At 45.7% G+C, this 18530-nt stretch carries 13 protein-coding genes; 4 read left to right on the top strand and 9 right to left on the bottom strand.

Annotated elements, in window-relative coordinates:
* The first annotated feature begins 130 nt into the window (after nt 1-130).
* From ACWNM1_RS11395 to ACWNM1_RS11385, 3 genes are read left to right on the top strand one after another with little or no spacing between them, the layout of a single operon-like run.
* Nucleotides 131-2173, top strand: coding sequence for a glycosyltransferase (locus ACWNM1_RS11395; protein WP_449601014.1), 2043 nt, complete (start codon nt 131-133; stop codon nt 2171-2173).
* Entirely contained in the window at nt 2170-3591 is a 1422-nt protein-coding gene (locus ACWNM1_RS11390; protein WP_449601013.1) for a tetratricopeptide repeat-containing glycosyltransferase family 2 protein, read from the top strand. The genes ACWNM1_RS11395 and ACWNM1_RS11390 overlap by 4 nt, the downstream gene beginning before the upstream one ends.
* Nucleotides 3592-3605: 14 nt before the next feature.
* On the top strand, nt 3606-5555 hold the full coding sequence (locus tag ACWNM1_RS11385) for a glycosyltransferase (protein ID WP_449601012.1): 1950 nt from the start codon (nt 3606-3608) through the stop codon (nt 5553-5555).
* A gap of 25 nt (nt 5556-5580) precedes the next feature.
* Here ACWNM1_RS11385 and ACWNM1_RS11380 read toward each other — a convergent pair whose 3' ends face one another.
* The 8 genes from ACWNM1_RS11380 to ACWNM1_RS11345 form a co-directional block, all read right to left on the bottom strand.
* Complete coding sequence (locus tag ACWNM1_RS11380; RefSeq protein WP_341051760.1) at nt 5581-6312, bottom strand: glycosyltransferase; 732 nt, start codon at nt 6310-6312, stop codon at nt 5581-5583.
* Complete coding sequence (locus tag ACWNM1_RS11375) at nt 6309-7511, bottom strand: hypothetical protein (RefSeq protein ID WP_449601011.1); 1203 nt, start codon at nt 7509-7511, stop codon at nt 6309-6311. Before ACWNM1_RS11375 ends, ACWNM1_RS11380 begins: the two co-directional genes overlap by 4 nt.
* Nucleotides 7508-8962: a hypothetical protein gene (locus ACWNM1_RS11370; RefSeq protein WP_449601010.1), complete on the bottom strand. Its 1455-nt coding sequence runs from the start codon at nt 8960-8962 to the stop codon at nt 7508-7510. The genes ACWNM1_RS11375 and ACWNM1_RS11370 overlap by 4 nt, the downstream gene beginning before the upstream one ends.
* Nucleotides 8963-9031: 69 nt before the next feature.
* Nucleotides 9032-10114, bottom strand: a complete 1083-nt coding sequence (gene yunB, locus ACWNM1_RS11365; protein WP_371915736.1) for a sporulation protein YunB — start codon at nt 10112-10114, stop codon at nt 9032-9034.
* A gap of 145 nt (nt 10115-10259) precedes the next feature.
* On the bottom strand, nt 10260-10871 hold the full coding sequence (locus ACWNM1_RS11360; protein ID WP_449601009.1) for a TVP38/TMEM64 family protein: 612 nt from the start codon (nt 10869-10871) through the stop codon (nt 10260-10262).
* Nucleotides 10872-11135: 264 nt separating this feature from the next.
* Complete coding sequence (locus tag ACWNM1_RS11355) at nt 11136-12005, bottom strand: glycine betaine ABC transporter substrate-binding protein (RefSeq protein ID WP_449601008.1); 870 nt, start codon at nt 12003-12005, stop codon at nt 11136-11138.
* 15 nt (nt 12006-12020) lie between these two features.
* On the bottom strand, nt 12021-12854 hold the full coding sequence (locus tag ACWNM1_RS11350; RefSeq protein ID WP_042191673.1) for an ABC transporter permease: 834 nt from the start codon (nt 12852-12854) through the stop codon (nt 12021-12023).
* The gene (locus tag ACWNM1_RS11345) at nt 12854-14050 is read right to left on the bottom strand and encodes a quaternary amine ABC transporter ATP-binding protein (RefSeq protein ID WP_042191675.1); all 1197 of its coding nucleotides are present in this window, start codon (nt 14048-14050) and stop codon (nt 12854-12856) included. The genes ACWNM1_RS11350 and ACWNM1_RS11345 overlap by 1 nt, the downstream gene beginning before the upstream one ends.
* A 259-nt stretch (nt 14051-14309) precedes the next feature.
* Between ACWNM1_RS11345 and ACWNM1_RS11340 the strand changes: the two genes are divergently transcribed.
* Nucleotides 14310-14870 (top strand): GbsR/MarR family transcriptional regulator, encoded by a 561-nt coding sequence (locus tag ACWNM1_RS11340; protein WP_042191677.1) that lies wholly within the window; start codon nt 14310-14312, stop codon nt 14868-14870.
* 63 nt (nt 14871-14933) lie between these two features.
* On the opposite strand, the gene ACWNM1_RS11335 is transcribed toward ACWNM1_RS11340, so the two are convergent.
* Nucleotides 14934-18530 (bottom strand): carbohydrate binding domain-containing protein (locus tag ACWNM1_RS11335; protein ID WP_449601007.1); only part of this gene is annotated, 3597 nt, incomplete at its 5' end.

Here is an 18530-nt window from a genome sequence, read left to right as displayed (position 1 = left end):
AACAAGAAAGAGTACATGGATATCCATGTGCTTTTTCTTTAACTATAAGGACGCCGAAGGCGTTTATGCTTGTGTCAGCAGCTATACATATGTGCAACAAACACATAATGCTTTTCTAGGAGGAACAACCATGAATAATATTACGCTTGGCGTCCACCTCATCGTAAAAGATGAAGCTGATCTCCTGCCTCACTGTCTCGCAAGCGTAGCTGGTGCTGACGAAATTGTGATGATCGATACGGGCTCTACCGACGAATCCATAGCTATTGCCGAAGCGCACGGGGCTAGAGTCTTCCAACGGGAATGGTCAGACGATTTCGCGGCAGCTCGTAATGAAGGGCTCGTTCATGCCTCAACAAATTGGATTCTTATCCTTGATGCCGATGAGTGCTTGCAGACCCCACTTACAGAACTCCGCAGCCTTCTGCAGAACACACAAGCTCAGGCTTTTACTGTAAACATTGATAATTGGGTTGGCGAACGACCTGAAGATAAGGTAAAACACAGTGCAGTCCGCTTATTCCGAAATGGACAGGGTTATCAATATAGCGGAAGAATTCATGAGGGAATTGACACTTCAATCCTTAGCAAACATAACCTCTCGGTGATTGAGCACAGTCAACTTGAGATTATACACTTTGGATATTTACCTGAAATCATGACACGAAAAGATAAAATCAATCGAAATAGACACCTGCTGCACCTCGCTTTAACCGAATATCCGGATGATCCTTTTCACTCCTATAATTTGGCAGTAAACTTCTGTCAGGACGGTCGTCTTCTGGAAGCTGAGACGTTGCTTCGTCAAGCCCTCCACCATGTAGCACTCGAAGCCTCCTATCGTCCTACGATGATTAGGGATCTCTGTAAAATTTATCTTACTCAAGGAAAAACGAATGCGGTTGACCCCTTGCTGATGATTGAACTGGAACGTTATGGCGACTACCCTGATTTGCATTTTTTGTTAGGGCAATCTTTAGAGAGCCAAGGCATTTTGGAACGTGCGCTATTAGCTTATCAACATGCAGAGTCCATTCCTGAGCATGAGGTACTTAGCGGAAAATATGTATGTGAACAAGGAATGAGTACCTTTCGCCCCCTATACCGGATGGGTTTAATCTCACAGCGGCTTGGTCTTCTTGAGGATGCTGCGAGATTTTTTCATCGTACACTTCAACACCATTCTTTATATACGCCCGCCTTGCAGGGGATTGCTGCTGCTTTTCAACGCTTAGCTGTACCCGATGAGGAAATCGCCACTTTACTGATCCAACTCGTTCCCCCAACTACCTCAATCAGTAGATCCGCGATCATTGACAGTTTATATGAGATAAATGCTTATGAGACCATAGCTACCTTATCCCGGGATATTTTTCCATTGGAATTGGATACTGCATATAGAATCATCTCATCACTCATCATCACCGGCAAGCTAGAAGACGCAGGTACAGCTATTGGGCAGATGACCTTACTAGCTTCCCAAGATCACCTTGGTTTAGAGTATCAAAAGCAGTGGTATACTCTTTGGGCCATTTGCCAATGGGAACGATATGGAGAATTTAAAAAGGACCTGCTCAACCATACATCAGATGAACTTCGTTCTGGACTGGAATTCATTGAGCGATCCCAACGCCAACAAGTGGCATGTTCGGTAGAAATAGAGGCAGATCACATATATTCCTCATTCCTTTCCGACCTCATCGGGCAATCCGTAAAACTGCATCAGCTCACACTTAGTCATACTTTAGTGAACCTGTTCCCTGCATATCGATCTGAATTTGCCACAGCATTATATAAAGAAGGGAATTGGCAGGCCGCAGGAGAGGAATTTATTGTACTTGTTCGTGATAAGATCGCCAATGCAAGCGTGCTTTTTAATATTGGTGAGATGATCTTTGACAAAGGGCATTATTCCGAAGCCAGTGAATGGTTTCAGCAAGCGTTGGAACAAGAGCCTGAGCATGAATCCGCAAGGATCGGCTTATCCCTCTGTTATCTTCAGCAAGCGAAGCTGAGTATGGAAGAGGCTCTACAAAGTTTAAATGATGCCCATGCTCATGGCCCATTGCAGGAGGATATCGGAGCTATCCGCAAATCCATTACCTTGCTGAATCGTACACCTTGGCACACTCAGTGGAGCTTCCGTCAGAGCGAAAAGAGGTCATCCCTATGAACCGTTCAAGAAGAAAGCCACTAATTTCCTTATGCATGATCGTTAAGAACGAAGGAGATAGCTTGAGCCAATGTTTAAAAAGCGTACGGGGAGTCGTCGATGAGATCATTGTAGTCGATACTGGATCCACCGACGCTACGGTTCAAATTGCCCTAAGCTTCGGGGCCAAAATCATACAACACCCTTGGAGCGGCGACTTTGCTGCTGCCCGCAACGCAGGTCTCCAGCAGGCCCATGGACAATGGATTCTTATTCTAGATGGAGATGAGGAATTAAGTGAAGAGAGCAAGGGAGAATTACTGCTATGTGCCGAGCATATGGAGTACGAGGCATTTTTCCTACGCATTCATAATCATAAAGGGCTAACCCCCGCTTCACAGACGATCACCGTCAATCCGATTATTCGGATGTTTCGTAATCGCACTAAGTACCGGTTTAGCGGTATCATTCACGAACAGATCGCTGAAGCTATCATAACAGCTACACCCCAGGCACCGATGCATTTGACCACTGTAGTCATCCATCATTATGGTTACGCAGAAGGGGTAGTCGTCAAGAAAGATAAAATCAAACGAAATGTCGAGCTGCTGAAAGAGCAGCTCAGGTTAAATCCTAAAGATCCTTTCCACCATTTTAATATGGCTGTTGAGTATATGCGTCTGGGGGAGTATCAACCTGCTCTAAAACATATCCAACAATCACTAGAAGAGGCACCGCCTGATACAAGTTACATCCACCTGCTGCACAAATACGAAATTCGCTCGCTTGCAGAATTAAAAGATTACCCTGGGGCGCTTGCAGCTTGTGACCGTGGGATTAGCTCACATCCGGATTACCCAGACTTAGCTCATATCAAAGGGGCTCTACTCTTACAATTAGGTGCCTTTGCAGAAGCCAAAGTAGCGTTGCTACAAGCGCTGGTCATCGGAGCTGCTCCTCCCGGCTACCATACTGAGGCTGGATTCGGTTCATATTTAACCTATTATATGCTGGGTCAATTATGTGAAGAGATGGGTGATGAGACCGAAGCCATTGCTTGTTACACCAAAACCGCACAGCTTCATCCCGAACCGACTCCCGTCATTGCCCGGCTACTGCGAGCCCTGAAATGTGCAGGTCGCGAGAGTGAGATTTACGGTTGGTTCCACGCTCATCTGCCAGACTACACAGTGACTAAGAACAGGATTCTCCTAGAATTATTACAGAGTGAGGGATGTAATGAAGCAGCCGCACAGCTGATAAATGCCACAGAGCAGCCCATTTCTATGGAAGTGGCATTTAATCAAGCATCTGAGCAGGGGCGTTCACAGATTGTGTTAGCGGATCGTCTGCTTGCTTCATTATCCTCTTCTGCTACCTATTCACCAGCGGTCAAAAGAGTACGCCTAGCTCTTCCGCTTCCCAAAGTTTCAGAATAGGAGGGACGTTTTCTATGACCACACCCGATATCACACTTTGTATGATCATTAAGAATGAGGCGAACCACCTGGAGAAATGCCTGTCCTCTGTGCAAGGAATCGTATCAGAAATCATCATTGTGGATACCGGGTCTGAGGATAATAGCATAGACATAGCAACTAAGTTCGGTGCAAAGATCATCGATATGACTTGGGAGAATGATTTCTCGAAAGCACGAAACCTAAGTCTGAAGCATGCAACTTCCCCTTGGATTCTGGTACTTGATGCCGATGAGGCTGTAGATCATTGGAGGAGGGAGCAGCTCCAGCACCTGCTGGACGCATCGCATATTCACGGATATTGGCTACCCATTATCCACTATATCGGTGACGCCCCTGAAGCGGATTTTGTTACCGATCATGTCTGCCGCCTGTTCAGAAACGATAAAAGAATCATCTTTCGTGGAATCATTCATGAGGAGACGGCCAGCAGCATTTGGGAGCTTCCTGCGGGGGAGATTGCTTACGCTGAATTGCGTATTTATCACTACGGTTATTTAGAGGATGAACTACAGCACAAAAATAAATACCAGCGCAATTTAGCTCTCATCAATAGTGGTCTGCAGCTTCAACCGAACCATCTAATCCTTCGTTATGCACTAGGGGTAGAGCATTATCAACAGGAACAATATCATGCAGTGGCAGATGTACTTCTTCCATTACTCGCTGATGTTCCAACCCAATCCGGGTATGCCTCCGATATTTATCTAAAGACTGCCTATGCCTTACAACGATGTAACAGGCAGCAGGAATCTGAGGAAGTCTTTCATGCGGGGAGCTTATTGTTTCCTGATTTCACTGATTTATTAGAGGGTTATGCTGCTTTGTTGCTCGAACAAGGACAGCTTAGACAAGCTAGACACTTCTTGCAGCAAGCACTGAAGAGCCGGGATACAGCACATCTATATCCATCTTCTTCGGGAAGTGGAACGTATCGAACAGAACTACTAGCGGGCAGAGTATGCGAGAAGTTATTTCTATATCCAAACGCGCGGAAACACTACGAGGCTGCTATACAATTCAAACCAGATTATACGGATGCGTGGAAACAGCTTGTCCCACTAAGCCTGCTATCTGGAGAGAGGTTAAGTCTGATCGCATTGACCCGCTACCATATCCACACTCTCTCACCAATTACCTTAGGCTATCTTGTGCCCGCGGCGCTCAATGCTCGTGACTATGAATGGCTGTTCACTCTCTCTTTTGCTTTGCAGCTACCGCTAGCCGTTCAAATCATTGTGGAGGCTTTCCTTGCTTGTACTCAGCAGCAAGAGGGGGAACACACCCTCGCACCGCTTGAGCAGTTGCTTCATAATCCATCTGTTCTTTCCGAACGTTCATCTATACTCGGTTATCTCTGGGCTTTGTCTTGCCGTGCTGGAGATACTGAATCAGCCATGAAGTGGCTTATCTCCATATCGCCATACAGACCGGGGATGCTAACAATTCATCATATCTTAACAAGTCGTTCTGACACTAAGCCTGCTCTTCCTGATCTGAGCTACGCAATGCAATTGCTGCTTCAGGTCGGTGCTTGGGATAGTGTATTATCGCTTTATCGACAATCAGAGGGCTCTTTATTCCAGTGGTGCAAGCTGCCACAGCCCTTATACTATGGATTGCTTGAGGCTCCTATCCCCGTAAAGAAACAGTGGTGTTCCATCTATCTCAGTCAAACCCCTCATTATAATGCTTCGACGGACTGCGCCGAATGGCTATTGTATGTGGCAATAGCTTACTCCTGTGGGGAAACTCCAAAGATCGCTCAATCAGATGAAATGACTTTGCGCAGAATCGGGGGAACTACCGCTGCAGTCGGTCTCTCATACTACAAACTCATACTCGCGGCAAAAGCTTATCCCCATGGGATTTCCACAGGTCAAATCCCATGGGGGCTGCTCGTCAGATCTGCCAGTCAGACCTAACCGACTGCAGATTCGGATTTCAGAGCTATTCTTTCCATTCGATCAAATGGGGCTGCTCATCTAGAATGGACTGGTACTGCTCCAGACTCCCCCAGCGCCCCTCTGGATCAAGCTCCATATAACGCGAGTATTTAAGTCGAAGCTCTTCCGGCGGAACCGCCCATCCATAATGTTTCACCCGCAGTTCGGCAAGAAAACCCGGCAATACAGAGTAGGAAAGCGGCAGCCTAGGAACATGATGATCCATTTTCGGGAAGAAATAATGAAAATTCGGCAAATATCGGACAAGTGTACGAGTATGCTTCGTATGGATATTCCAATGTTCATCTTCACGATAATGGGTGGTGCCACCCCAGAAATCAAATAGCCGGAAAGATACCCAGTCATATACATCCTGATCAATCAGCCGTCTCATCTCCCGTTTAGCTGCCTCTTCATAGAACTCATCAGCGTCTACAGACAGGAGCCAATCCGGATTCGTAGATACCGCCAAATCCCATAACATCTGCCTAAGCTCCCACTCCCGATTAAACAAGGAGGTCTCCAGTGTCACAAGCTTCGTAACCTTCGCAAACGAACGACATAACTGTGCCGTATGATCTGTACTTCCATCATCAACAACTACAATATCATCCACGAACTCACTCAGTTCTTCAAGCACCTGCTCCAGATACCTACCAGCTTCGTTTCGAACCTGCATCATAGCGGTCAAGCGGTTACCTGCTGTTTTGCGGAGAGGCCATCTATGACTACTCATCCCTCCACTCCCCTTTTCAATCGTTTTACAGCCTCTTCTAGATCTGCCATCTCTGATAAAAGCGGCCACGCCTGATTGTCTTGCCCTGCCGCATTCAAAAAGCTGCGTATAGCCTCATGCCGTCTGCCATGTAGTAAGTGTATTGTGCCTTCTATAACCCCATCAACACTTCCCTCCAAATCTTGCTGAAGCTCTAGCGCTTTCTCCCATTGGAAGGTCCGAATATAATTCTGAATCAATAACATCTTCGCCTCTGAGGTAGTGAGCGAACTCAGAATCCGTACTGCCGCAGCTTCATCCTCATTCAAGCGAAACAGCTCTGCCCGAACAAGCTCGTACTGCCCGGATTGAAGCCAGCCCCGCAGCCTTTCCGCATCCCGCTTCTCCTCAGCTGTAAATGCCGTAATCGTATATTGTTGAACAGCTGTTTCCAAATCCCCAGTCTTACCCTCTATAGCCGAAAAAAAACGAAAATGTGAATGAAGGCAATCTAAATATTCATACAGCACCATGAGCTCAAAGGATTGCGCCAGATAGCGGTTTGCTACGGAATCCCCCAACAAGTACAGATAGGAAGCTGCCAAGTAATGTACAACAGGTTGACTGGGCAGCTTAGCACACATGGAAATGTAATAGTCCGCCCGCAACTCAAGCTGTATAGTAACCCAATCAGCAGGTGATATCGTTGAATCCTGCCACAAGTTCACTATGGCCTTCCTCCACAGTACCTCATAATCCGTAAGAAAATACAGCCGATCTCCCTGAAAGGTAGCTCCATAGGATTCCTGCTGATCTCCGCCGAGATAGAGCACTCCTTCCCTGCGTAAGCTCTGCTCTAGATATATCCGTTCAGATCGGGTGGCTACAAGGTCAGCCTTTGCGCCAAGCAAACCGCTGTATTTATCCCATAACCACTTCTTTTCTTCTTCCGGACAACGTTCTAGCAGAGCCACTACATAAGCTGCCTGCAAGGAGAGAACCTCTGAGAGCCAATAAGGAGAAGAGACCAGAATCGTGTATCGCTTCATGTTCAAAGAATAAATATCTGCAGCCGCAACTGCCCTAATCTGATTGTTAGTCTGCTGCTCATTGGTCATTCGTCCAGCAAAGCAGACCCCTTCCCGGTCGGGAAGAAGCTCTAGCAATCTTTTATATTCGTAGTCCTCCCAAGAACCTCCGCTTAGAATTAAATATTTCATGGGTGTGCCTCCTTGGAATCGGACAAATCCCCAATATAGCCTATTACCAGAGAGGCATCAGGGTGAAGCAGCAATTGACGGGAAGTAAACTTCCTATTGCTAATCATCCCAGGCACGATCCCTCCTTTGTAAGCAACACGTTCAAGAGGTAGCGTGAGCGCTGAATCTCCCCCTGCAAGTAAATGAACCCCCGCTTCCTCCATTTCAGTCGATAAACTTACGATCAGATCAGCGGAGCCTTGGGTTATGGCCTTCACCACCCGCTCAATATAATGTTTCCCATATTGGATAGAAGTGGACAAATACAGAATGATCTCACTCTCATATAATGCAGATGCGTTCTTTAACGCCCGTAACCATCCATCCTCACCATGAACCGTTATCACTACATCATGTTCGCTAACTGGAAACTCAGGAGCAGCGTCCAGCAAAGTATCTCTGATCCAAATCCAGCGAATATACTTATAGCTCTGCTGCTCCCGTGCAGCTATCCATTGCTCCTTCAGCTCATCACAATCCCAAGCTTCATCACAATACACTATGGCCGTTACCAACGGAGAAGCTAAGGGTATACTGCCCAATGGTATAACCGGCTGTGGAAATTTTAAGGATTCAGTAGGCGGTACTAAAAGTCCTTCGTTCTCTATCCCGCTTTTAAGTGCCCATTTCTTGTAGTATGTCTGCCAGCCATTCGTCTGTTTGGATTCGTCCTTCGTTCTCAGGTATCTATCCAGTGACTGAATAGCATGAACATACACAGCTTCACTCAGTGCCAGTTTCGCTCCAATCTGCCGCGCTCGGAGACACCAATCAGCTATCATGAGGTGCCGCGCTTGAAGCGAGGAGTCAAAGCCGCCAATTCGCTGAATCAATTCCCTAGTGAATAGAAGACAAGATCCGGTTAGCACTTCCACCTCGCGCCATTCGCCTTGATACCGCCCAAGACTGTAACTTACATGCTCAGCTAATTCATGATGAGTACCAAAGTGAAGCCGTTTCTTCCCTTCCCCTCTCTCGGTAGAAGAACGCGGAGCTAAGACTCTAACGGAAGCATCATCAAAGGTAGCCCACATTAACTCGCTTAACCAGCCAGGCGATACCATAATCGAATCTTCAAGCAGAACAGCAAAGGTGGTCTCGATATGGGCCAGAGCTAGGTTGGGCATATACTCCTCCTTCTCATAGGGTAGGAAGAGCACTGGTTCCTCTGGCGAGAACTGTCTTGCTAATCCCTCCATGGGGAAATCGGGCGTCATTGAAACAGCAATAATGCGCACAGCCACTCCCGAGTGACGCAGCAGCAGGGGTAAACAGACCCTCGCACATTCCATACGGCTAAGCTCAACTACAATAGAAATCCCATCTTCACTAGGCAAGGGTAGAAGTCCGGCACGTTCAAGGAAACCATATCTCCCTGCCAAGCGTTCCATATTCAGCGATTCATGTGACATTAGGACTCACGCTCCATTTATTTAAAGCAACTCTACCTATAGTCTATGAGCGGTTAAGCACGATATCCCTTAATTCCCTCCATTTACACCTTTGCCGCCTTCTTCTGTATGAGCTGCGCCTGTATTCGAAGAATTGGGTGCGGCTGGTGATGAATTGCTATCCTCTTGGCTATTCCCAGGGGTATCCTTGCTCTGATCTGATACTCCATTTTTATCTCCACTTACAGATGGTGCAGGAATAGCAATTCCCGGGGCACTGCTGCCATTAGCTCCGACAGGCTGACCCTGATTATCGTAGTAATACATTGGCACGTCTCCGACGACCATCAAATATGACACTGGAATTTCCGTATCCACTACTTGGGGTTCCATGTCAAAAGGAATAACCACCGCTACCTCCGTAACAATATGGATATAGACCTCAACTAAAATCATATTAATTCCGGCATTTTGCTGGCGAGTGCTGAGTTCAACCTTAACAGCACCTTGCGGTTCAATCTTGATCGGGATATCAGGTCCATAAGAGGCGATGAGAGGACTACCTAGTGCCTGACCGAGCGGAATATATTCTGTCTGATTATGCAAATCCTGCAACGTGGTCTGGATTACCTCTGCTGCTTGCGAAGTAATACGCATATGCTCCGCATAGTTCAACATAAAGCCTGATATTTTCCCGTTCTTATCGGTCTTCCAATCAATTAGTTCCTCCGCATTTCCTCCGTTCGCAACTTGTGAAGTGATCGCTTTATTTATCGACTCTGTTGCGATTTGCTTCACACGAATTTGCGCTAAATGCAAGATAGGTGGCTTCATGTGCAGCTCCACGTATCGCAGTGCTTGTAGTACAAGCACAATCAATACCAAGGATGCAATCAACCAAAATTTGCGCCGGCTTCTTGGCTTACGCGTGTTTCCGCCGGAAACGGTCATCTTTCTCTCTGCCCTACTTGATGATCTCATATGACTTCTACTTCGCTTAGCTTCAAAGCGTGCACTCTGTGGTCTTGCCGCTGCCCTACTAGGTTTTGACTTGAACGCGGAGCTCCTTCCAGAGAACCTCGGCGTCCCGCCCCCATTTATTTTTGGCAGCCGAAGCTGACCTAGATCAGGTAATCTTAGCCCTCGGTTCCCCCATTTTCTTAATCTCCCCATTGCGATAGTCCCTCCTACCTTACGTAGAGGTCAAGCCACCTCCACTTAGTTTAAGGTATTCGGAAAGATGGCAAAAAAGAAGAACGTTCCCTCCGGCAGATAATGCCAAAGAAACGTTCTTCATTCATTTGATGATCAAATAATATTATTGCATTCTTCTCCGTTTATCCTCCTGTAGATGGTCCCAGTGCCGCCGTATAAAGATACCGATTAGAATAGCGATAAACACGGCATACCAAGTAATATATCCATTCCATTCTTCCCTAGGGACGATTAAGCTTGAGCCGATCGTACCGAATAGCCAAATGTAGGACAGATTCCCAAGCACGGTTCCCCAAATAAAAGATGATGCTTTTATCGGTGAAACAGCGGACATAAAATTGATTACATTGTTCGGAATAATGGGAATCGTACGTAGAAGTACCAGCGTCCAAATTCCATATCGGTCCAAGTAACGCTGCCATTTGTCATACCTTTTCAGCTTGGACCTCCATTTTCGATCAAACCAATTGTAAAGGTATCGTCGAATAAGGAAGTACATCAGTATTCCACCCAGATTACAAGCCAGCCAACTAATTATCATACCTCCAATAACGTTAAATACAGACACATGGAGGACAATCAAAATTACGAACGGAAAAAATCCTAATATACTCTGCAACAGCGCCAATGGAATCGTCACAAATAAAATAGAGGGTCCACTAAGGCCAAGCGTTTGCAGCAGCCAATCTATCCAGGTATTTATGGTCTCTGTCATGAAGCAGTCTCCTCTCTTGACTCCTTGCAGCAGCTGCCTCCTGATTTACTTCGCTAAAGCATAAGTGTGAGCATTAAAATATATACAAAGTATAGATATTCCTTTGAATACTTTGCTTATATTCCCAAGAAAAACACCCCTTCCGGGGTGTTTTATTGAATGATTTTGCTTATGAAGTGCATTTGTAAAGAACAGTGGTTAGCGTACAAGTTACACTTTTGTAATCCATTGATTCTTCACATCATACCACAGAATTCTATCTACTTACAATTCTACACCTTGAATCCACGCATTCACTTTATCCGGGTTGTTTTCTACCCAAGTTTTAGCAGCTTCTTCTGGTGACTTCCCACCTTGAACCTCAACCATTACTTTCGCCATGTCTTCTGCTGTCCATTCGAATTGATCCAAGAACTTATAGACATTCGGCATCTCTTCTTTCAGACCTTGACGAACCATCGTATGGATTTGCTCATCCGCACCATATACACCTTTTGGATCTTCCAGATATTTCAGGTCCATATTGGCGAAAATCCAGTGTGGTGTCCAACCCGTTACAACGATAGGCTCGTTGTTGTCATAGGCTTTTTGCAGCTCCTGAGCCATCGCTGCCGATGAACTTTCTAGAAGCGTATATTCACTAAGACCATATTCCGCAATAGCCTTTTCAGTCGTCGTCATAATACCAGCACCAGGCTCAATTCCGATAATTCGATTGCTCAATTTACCTGCCAGGTCACTGTTCTTCAAGTCTTCAATAGAATTAATATCCATATACGCTGGAACCGCTAAACCAACTTTAGTTCCGTTCAAATTAGCACCTAAATCTTCGATTTTCGAACCATACTTCTCTAAATAAGCTGCATGCGTGCTTGGTAGCCAAGCTGCGACCATAGCATCCGCACTACCATCAGCAACCCCTGCCCACATTGGGCCTGCATCTACCTGCAGCATTTCAACGGTAGCTCCAAGCTTAGTTTCAAGTACTTCTTTAACAACATAAGTACTCGCAATTTCGGAATCCCATGCCACATAAGCCAATTTCACTTTTTCTGTACTAGTGGATGAACATCCGGCAATAACAGTAATCATCATAATCACTAACAGGAATAAACCTATATTTTTTTTCTTCATATCTATTTAAAACCCCTATCTCTGTTTTGGTTTTAGTGCGTTCTGCGTTAAACGGTCGAGTAGAATAGCTATAATAACGATAGCAATCCCCGCCTCGAACCCATCTCCTGTCTTAGCCTGCGATACCGCGCGGTATACATAGGCACCTACACCTTGCGCACCAATCATAGATGAGATGACAACCATTGAGAGTGATAACATAATCGTCTGATTGACGCCTGCCATAATCGTTGGCAGTGCGATCGGCAGCTGCAATTTAACCAGTTTCTGAGTTGGTGTTGAACCGAAAGCATCGGCTGCTTCAACTAGCTCCTCTGAAACTTGACGAATACCGAGATTGGTCAAACGAATTGTTGGTGGAATCGCAAAGATGATCGATGCAATTACACCTGGAACTACCCCAAGTGAGAAAAAAGATACCGCTGGCAATAAATACACAAATGCCGGCATCGTCTGCATAAAGTCCAAAATAGGCGTAACTGTATTTCTAACCGCATTTCTCTGCGCACACAAAATACCAATCGGTACGCCGATTACTACAGCCAATATCGAGGCGGTTAGAACAAGGGCTAAGGATTGCATCGAAGGTCCCCATAATCCGAGATTATCGATTAAGAGCAGTCCGATTACCGCAAATAAAGCCATGCGCCATTTCCCAATCCAATATGACAAAGCTGCAATAAGTACGATAAGCACTAATGCAGGCAGGAACGTGAGCGCACCTTCAATCGCAGAAACCATCCCACCGATAATCGTAGCGATAAAGTCGAACAAGGGGCCACAATACGTCGTTAGCCAGTTTTCCAACCACTCGAGTGCCTTTCCTAAAGGCAGTTTTGGAATGTCCATTAAGATCCTTCTCCTTCCGGTACCGCGTTACCCGCGAGTGCGGAAAGAACGGCTCCCTTAATCACAATGCCCTTTAATTTATCCGCTTCATCTACGACGGCTACAGGCAAATGTGTCTCAGATATTAGTTCAAAGAAATCATTGAGCAGTGTTTCTGGATATACACGAGGAATCTCCCGCCGGGTAACCTCTAGAATAGATTTATTATCTTTTAGTGCCTGTGCTGCGTCTTCAGCTGTAATAACACCCAGGAGCTTATTTTCTTTGTCTACCACATACAGGCTGAAAATACCGCTATCACGCATTAACTGAAGTGCTACACGAGGTCCACGCTCAGGTCTAACCGTTTCCGGTTGCCGCATCACATGAGCTGCAGTTAGCACCTTGGACAAGTCCACATCCTCCACGAAACGCTCTACATATTTATTGGCAGGTTGAATGAGAATCTCTTCCGGTGTACCAATCTGCACGATAACACCGTCTTTCATCAGCGCAATCCGATCACCAATCCGCAGGGCTTCGTCTAGATCATGAGTGATGAACACAATTGTCTTCTTCACTCTGGACTGCAATTCCAGCAGCTCCTGCTGCATATCTTTACGAATCAGCGGATCCAGTGCACTAAAGGCTTCGTCCATGAGCAGAATATCAGGGTCATTAGCAAGTCCTCTTGCTAGTCCTACACGCTGCTGCATCCCTCCGCTGAGTTGATCCGGGCGATGGTTCTCCCAGCCCTTTAGACCCACTAGATGCAATGCCTCCATGGCCCGTTCAGTTCTCTTCTTTTTATCTACACCCTGAACCTCAAGTCCGTATTCCGCATTCTCCAATACCGTCCGGTGTGGAAACAATGCGAACTTCTGGAACACCATGCCGATGTTCTTGCGTCGAAATTGCCGAAGCTCCTCCGGGTTCATTTTCACGACGTCTTTTCCTTTAAAAAGGACTTGTCCCCCTGTAGGTTCAATCAAACGGTTCAACAATCGAACCAACGTTGACTTACCGCTGCCGGACAATCCCATAATGACGAATATTTCTCCTTCTTCAATGCTGAATTCGGCTTTGTTGACTCCGACCGTCAACTTTAATTCCTGGGCGATCTTTTCCTTCGACCACCCCTGCTCTAATAATGGAATTGCCTTTCCCGCATCATGACCGAATACTTTGGTTAGCTTTTTCACCTCTATAATAGCCATGCCGTCCTCCTTCTCCCGAAGATATATCCGGGTTTAGTTCACTTATAGTAGTGTACCGGACTATTGAAAATTCATGCAAACACCATATACGGATAAAATTTAGTGTACAGTTTTAACTTTACGTACTTTATGTATAGAATACTCTGTTTTACACCAAATTCCTTTCTTCATGATTTCTTTACTTATGGAGGGGGATTTGATTACAATACATTGTATAAGGTTGCAGCAGTCTATCGACCTATTCCTCAGGAGGGACATCATGAACGATTTAGAAGGGTTAACACCCGAACAAATAGAGAAGATTAGTAAGGCCCGTGAACGCGTGATAGACTCTATCGGTAAAAATATGGACCTATACGGCATCACTTTATCCATTGGGCATTTATACGGTTATATGTATTTCAATCAAGGTCCAGTAACACTGGACGAACTTAGCAAAACAATGGGAATGAGCAAAACGTCCATGAGTACGGGAGTCCGTACCCTCCTAGATCTGAAAATGATCGATAAAGTTTGGGGGAGAGGGACCCGCAAAGACCTGTTCACCACTGTGCCTGACTGGCATCAGAACTTCAGTGATTACTTCTCTATTAAATGGAGAAAAGCCGTCGAAGGAAATATGATCTCACTAGCGAAATCACTTGCAGAAATTAACGATATGAAAAAAGAGTATAGTGACGATAGTAAACTTATGCAGCTCTTAAATACAGATGAAGAGAAGATTACCGAATCCATTAATTACTACCGCTGGTTGCTAAAATTAATAGAATCCTTTGAGAATGGTAAGATCTTCGAATTTATCCCTAAAGAAGAATCCTAATTCCAAACCAAAAAAACGACAGTGCTCCTGTAAAAAGGAAACCACTGCCGTTTTTTTTTTCGTTTAACTTTCGATTAAGGTTACATCATCCAAATAAATCGTGCTGCCCGCACTAATTTCACTATTCGTCTCCGTACTGTTTCCATCAATAAGCCCTAGTAAAAATACCAGATGAGCCCCTGCGTCTGTCGCACCGTTCATGGTAAATGTGTAGCTGAATTCCTTCATATTCTGGGTCAGAGCTACAAGCTCAGCTTCCATATATTTGGTGTAGTCAAAGCCTTTATGCTCCACAGCTACCTGAATATTACGGTTTACCGTAGAACGGGCCTTAAACTTCAAGGTGTACGTCTTTCCCTGAACAAGCTTGAGGTTTTCGTAATCCACTTGTGCGCTGTAGGCAGCTTGCCCTGTGCCTGTCAGGTCTATCGCAAATTCCCCATCTTTTACTGCAGCAGATCCAGTTCCATCAAAATACTGGCTCCACCCTTTGGAATCCACATCAAAGGTTCCATTATCCAGCGTGCCGCTTGGTGGTGTCACTGGCGGACCACCCTGTACCTCCCGGACCACAATATCGTCAAAAGAAATCGAATGTGGCGTACTGTTAGCCGTAGGATCAGTGCCCAGCGTTTTGCCGATCAGATAATTCAGCTGCATCGGATTGCTGTTCGACACCGTAAATTGTGCGCCATAAGTTGCCCAATCAGCAGTAATATCAAATTTAGCTTGAGCTGAGGCTGCAGAAGTTTTGGAGTATTCTAGGATAATCTGCCGCGGAACCGTTGATTTCGCCTTAAAGCTCACTTCATACGTTTTTCCGCCTTCCAGTGGGATACCCTCTTGGTAAAATTGTGTATGCCACGCCTCCCATCCTGCCGACGTAATCAAGATTTCTGCCACGCCATCCTTCACATCAAACGCAGAAATACCACCTTCTCCAGACCAGGTAGACCAGCCAGTCTTCCCACTGCCGAACGAGCCATTTATGACTAGATTGTTATCGTTAGCAAGTATCGTCTGAAGCACAGATCCATTTGCGTAATGGTCAGCCTCTACAGTGATTGTATAGCTGCCCTCGGATGGAAATACTGCTGCATCGATTGTGATTTTTCCAGGTTCAATGGTGTATTGTTCGGTTTCAAGAGTTATACCATTAACCTTCACTGCAACAATTTTCTTTCTCCAATCCTCATGATCTATGAAGGTTAGCTCAATCGGCTGCGAAACTCTGTTATTGCTGCTATCACTTAGTAATTCCTGCGGTTTGGCCGGTGCATTTTTGATTTCAAATTTCACATTATCGATGATAATATCATGGCTTTGAGGAATACTAATTCCCTCAACCTTTCCAAGAAGAAATTTTAGAGATAGTGTGTCCTTACTGCCTTGACGGAATTCGTATTTGTAATGATTAGTTGTTGGTGTAATCTCTACAATTTTCGTGAACGAAGCCTGATAAGACGCATTTTCAACGTTTACTCCGATTTTTCGGGCTATGGTTGAACTGGCATCAAACTCCAGCACATAATCTATTCCACTGGCAGCTTTCAAATTATTTTGAAACAACATCACGGAATATGGCTGACTACCCGTATTCGTAATGTTAAACTTCGCTGTTCCATCTGTAGCTGTAGCAGTGCTCTGTCCGCCCTGCTCCGTCAACAGCCGATCCCAGGCAAGAAATTCAGCGTTGAATTCACCATTCACCAGCGGATAGTAAACAAGGGATGGATCATAATAAAAGCTCGTTCGCAGCAACTTGAAGTTATCCAAGATGACTGTATCGGTAGCACCGTTTAGAAGTAATACAAATTGTCCCTCATGATCCGTTGCACCTGCAAGGTTGGTGAAGACTGCTTTTATTTCTTGTGCACCTTGGGCTAAGTTAACCGACTGCTGCGCATGTACGCTGCTGTCTTTTCCAAGAAGCTGAACTGTGGCAGTACGTGCAGAGGATACTGCAGCATTAAAAGTAAGCTCATAATCTTGGCCCTGTATAAGCTGAATTCCCTTCTGAAGCAATCGAACTTCGCCACTTTCACTGCCGCCAATTTCCACATTCAGCTTGCCTTTGTCATCTACTTTAGCGGCGGCCGTTGAGCCATTGACTGTTTCTACGTGCCAATAGCTCATCCGATTGGGCTCACCAAGATCGAAAGTGCCATTGTACAGATGATTGCCGCTGCCAAGTGGTGTTTTCGGTCCATCATGATCGAACGGAATACTTTCTATCTCTTCGAGACGGACATTTCCGAACCAAACTGGTGAAGCATTAGTACCCATGTTGAACTCTATCCGTGCTGCAATATCAGAGTTCTCTTTCATTTGAAACATCGTTTCGTAATGGGTCATCTGGGACGTCAGCTCTGCCTTAAGAGCTGGGGAATAAGCTGCAAAGCCACGTGATTCTCCCCCCGTTAGTTTAACGCTAATATTACGAGATATGTCTGTTTTCGCATCGAAACTGAGCTTATAGAATCTGCCCTTAGCAACGGATACGATCGCTTGAGGTTGAACGGAATAGGCATTGCCTCCAGCATTACTGATATTTACCTTTACGAAATTTTTTCCCCCAATCGGTACAATGGAGACTGTAGCATCAGTTCCTGGTTCTTTAAACAAAACCCAGTGTGAAGTATTCGGTATGCCCATTCCATCATCTCCCGCAACCTGCCCCGTGAAGTTGTTGTTATAGACAAGGTTCCCGTCAGGAAGTGCTAGCTTTGAGCCTTCCAAGTAAGGTTCCTTATCCAGCGTTACTGGCACCGGCTCACGATACTCACGGCCTGTCAGTTCATAAACTCTGACATAATCAACCTGCATCGATTTCGGAAATACAGTCTCTGGTGTTGGATCACCATCGAAGTTGCCGCCGACAGCCAAATTTAACAGCAGGTGGAACTCCTGATTAAATGGTGCTGGATAAGCATTATTCGCAGGCTGCCCGTTGCTAATGCTGTACCAGTCATTTTTAGTCAAGAACAGATTACCGTCTACATACCAGCGAATTTCACCTGGCTCCCATTCAATGGAATACGTATGGTACTGTTCAATCGAAGTACCTTTCGGAAATACATACTCTTTGCCGGAATATACATTGTTTGGCCATTCGCCACCATAGTGAATGGTACCTGCTACCGTATTAGGACGGCTGCCCCAGCCTTCCATAATATCAATCTCGCCAGAGGAAGCCCAATTCCCGTACTCATAGTTCTCCGGCAGCATCCAAATCGCTGGCCAATACCCTTTTCCGGTAGGCGCTTTAGCCCGAATCTCAAATTTCCCATATTTCTTGCTGAACAGACCTTTCGTTTTAAGCCGCGAAGAAGTGTACTCCTTGCCGTTTACCGCTTCTTTACGCGCCGTAATCACTAGATTACCATCCTGTACCTTTGCGTTCTTCTCATCACTTGTATACCATTGCTTCTCGTTGTTACCCCAACCTGGATTGTTAAATTGCGAACCATCTCCAAGGTCATAGGTCCATTTCGTAGGATCAATGCTTCCTTCATTGAATTCATCACCCCAAACCAGCGTCCATGGATCATTGGTTGGTGTTGGTGTTGGTGTTGGTGTTGGTGTTGGTGTTGGTGTTGGTGTCGGTGTCGGTGTCGGTGTCGGTGTCGGTGTCGGTGTCGGTGTCGGTGTCGGTGTCGG

This window comes from Paenibacillus sp. Marseille-Q9583 (assembly GCF_976954365.1).
This window is presented reverse-complemented; position numbering and strand designations above follow the sequence as displayed.

What these genes read in the sequence shown, in the direction of transcription:
- ACWNM1_RS11395 (WP_449601014.1), top strand. Translation starts at nt 131, where the DNA reads ATGAATAATATTACGCTTGGCGTCCACCTCATCGTAAAAGATGAAGCT.
- ACWNM1_RS11380 (WP_341051760.1), bottom strand. Translation starts at nt 6,312, where the DNA reads ATGAGTAGTCATAGATGGCCTCTCCGCAAAACAGCAGGTAACCGCTTG.
- ACWNM1_RS11350 (WP_042191673.1), bottom strand. Translation starts at nt 12,854, where the DNA reads ATGGACATTCCAAAACTGCCTTTAGGAAAGGCACTCGAGTGGTTGGAA.
- ACWNM1_RS11355 (WP_449601008.1), bottom strand. Translation starts at nt 12,005, where the DNA reads ATGAAGAAAAAAAATATAGGTTTATTCCTGTTAGTGATTATGATGATT.
- yunB (WP_371915736.1), bottom strand. Translation starts at nt 10,114, where the DNA reads ATGGGGAGATTAAGAAAATGGGGGAACCGAGGGCTAAGATTACCTGAT.
- ACWNM1_RS11385 (WP_449601012.1), top strand. Translation starts at nt 3,606, where the DNA reads ATGACCACACCCGATATCACACTTTGTATGATCATTAAGAATGAGGCG.
- ACWNM1_RS11370 (WP_449601010.1), bottom strand. Translation starts at nt 8,962, where the DNA reads ATGTCACATGAATCGCTGAATATGGAACGCTTGGCAGGGAGATATGGT.
- ACWNM1_RS11390 (WP_449601013.1), top strand. Translation starts at nt 2,170, where the DNA reads ATGAACCGTTCAAGAAGAAAGCCACTAATTTCCTTATGCATGATCGTT.
- ACWNM1_RS11375 (WP_449601011.1), bottom strand. Translation starts at nt 7,511, where the DNA reads ATGAAATATTTAATTCTAAGCGGAGGTTCTTGGGAGGACTACGAATAT.
- ACWNM1_RS11360 (WP_449601009.1), bottom strand. Translation starts at nt 10,871, where the DNA reads ATGACAGAGACCATAAATACCTGGATAGATTGGCTGCTGCAAACGCTT.
- ACWNM1_RS11345 (WP_042191675.1), bottom strand. Translation starts at nt 14,050, where the DNA reads ATGGCTATTATAGAGGTGAAAAAGCTAACCAAAGTATTCGGTCATGAT.
- ACWNM1_RS11340 (WP_042191677.1), top strand. Translation starts at nt 14,310, where the DNA reads ATGAACGATTTAGAAGGGTTAACACCCGAACAAATAGAGAAGATTAGT.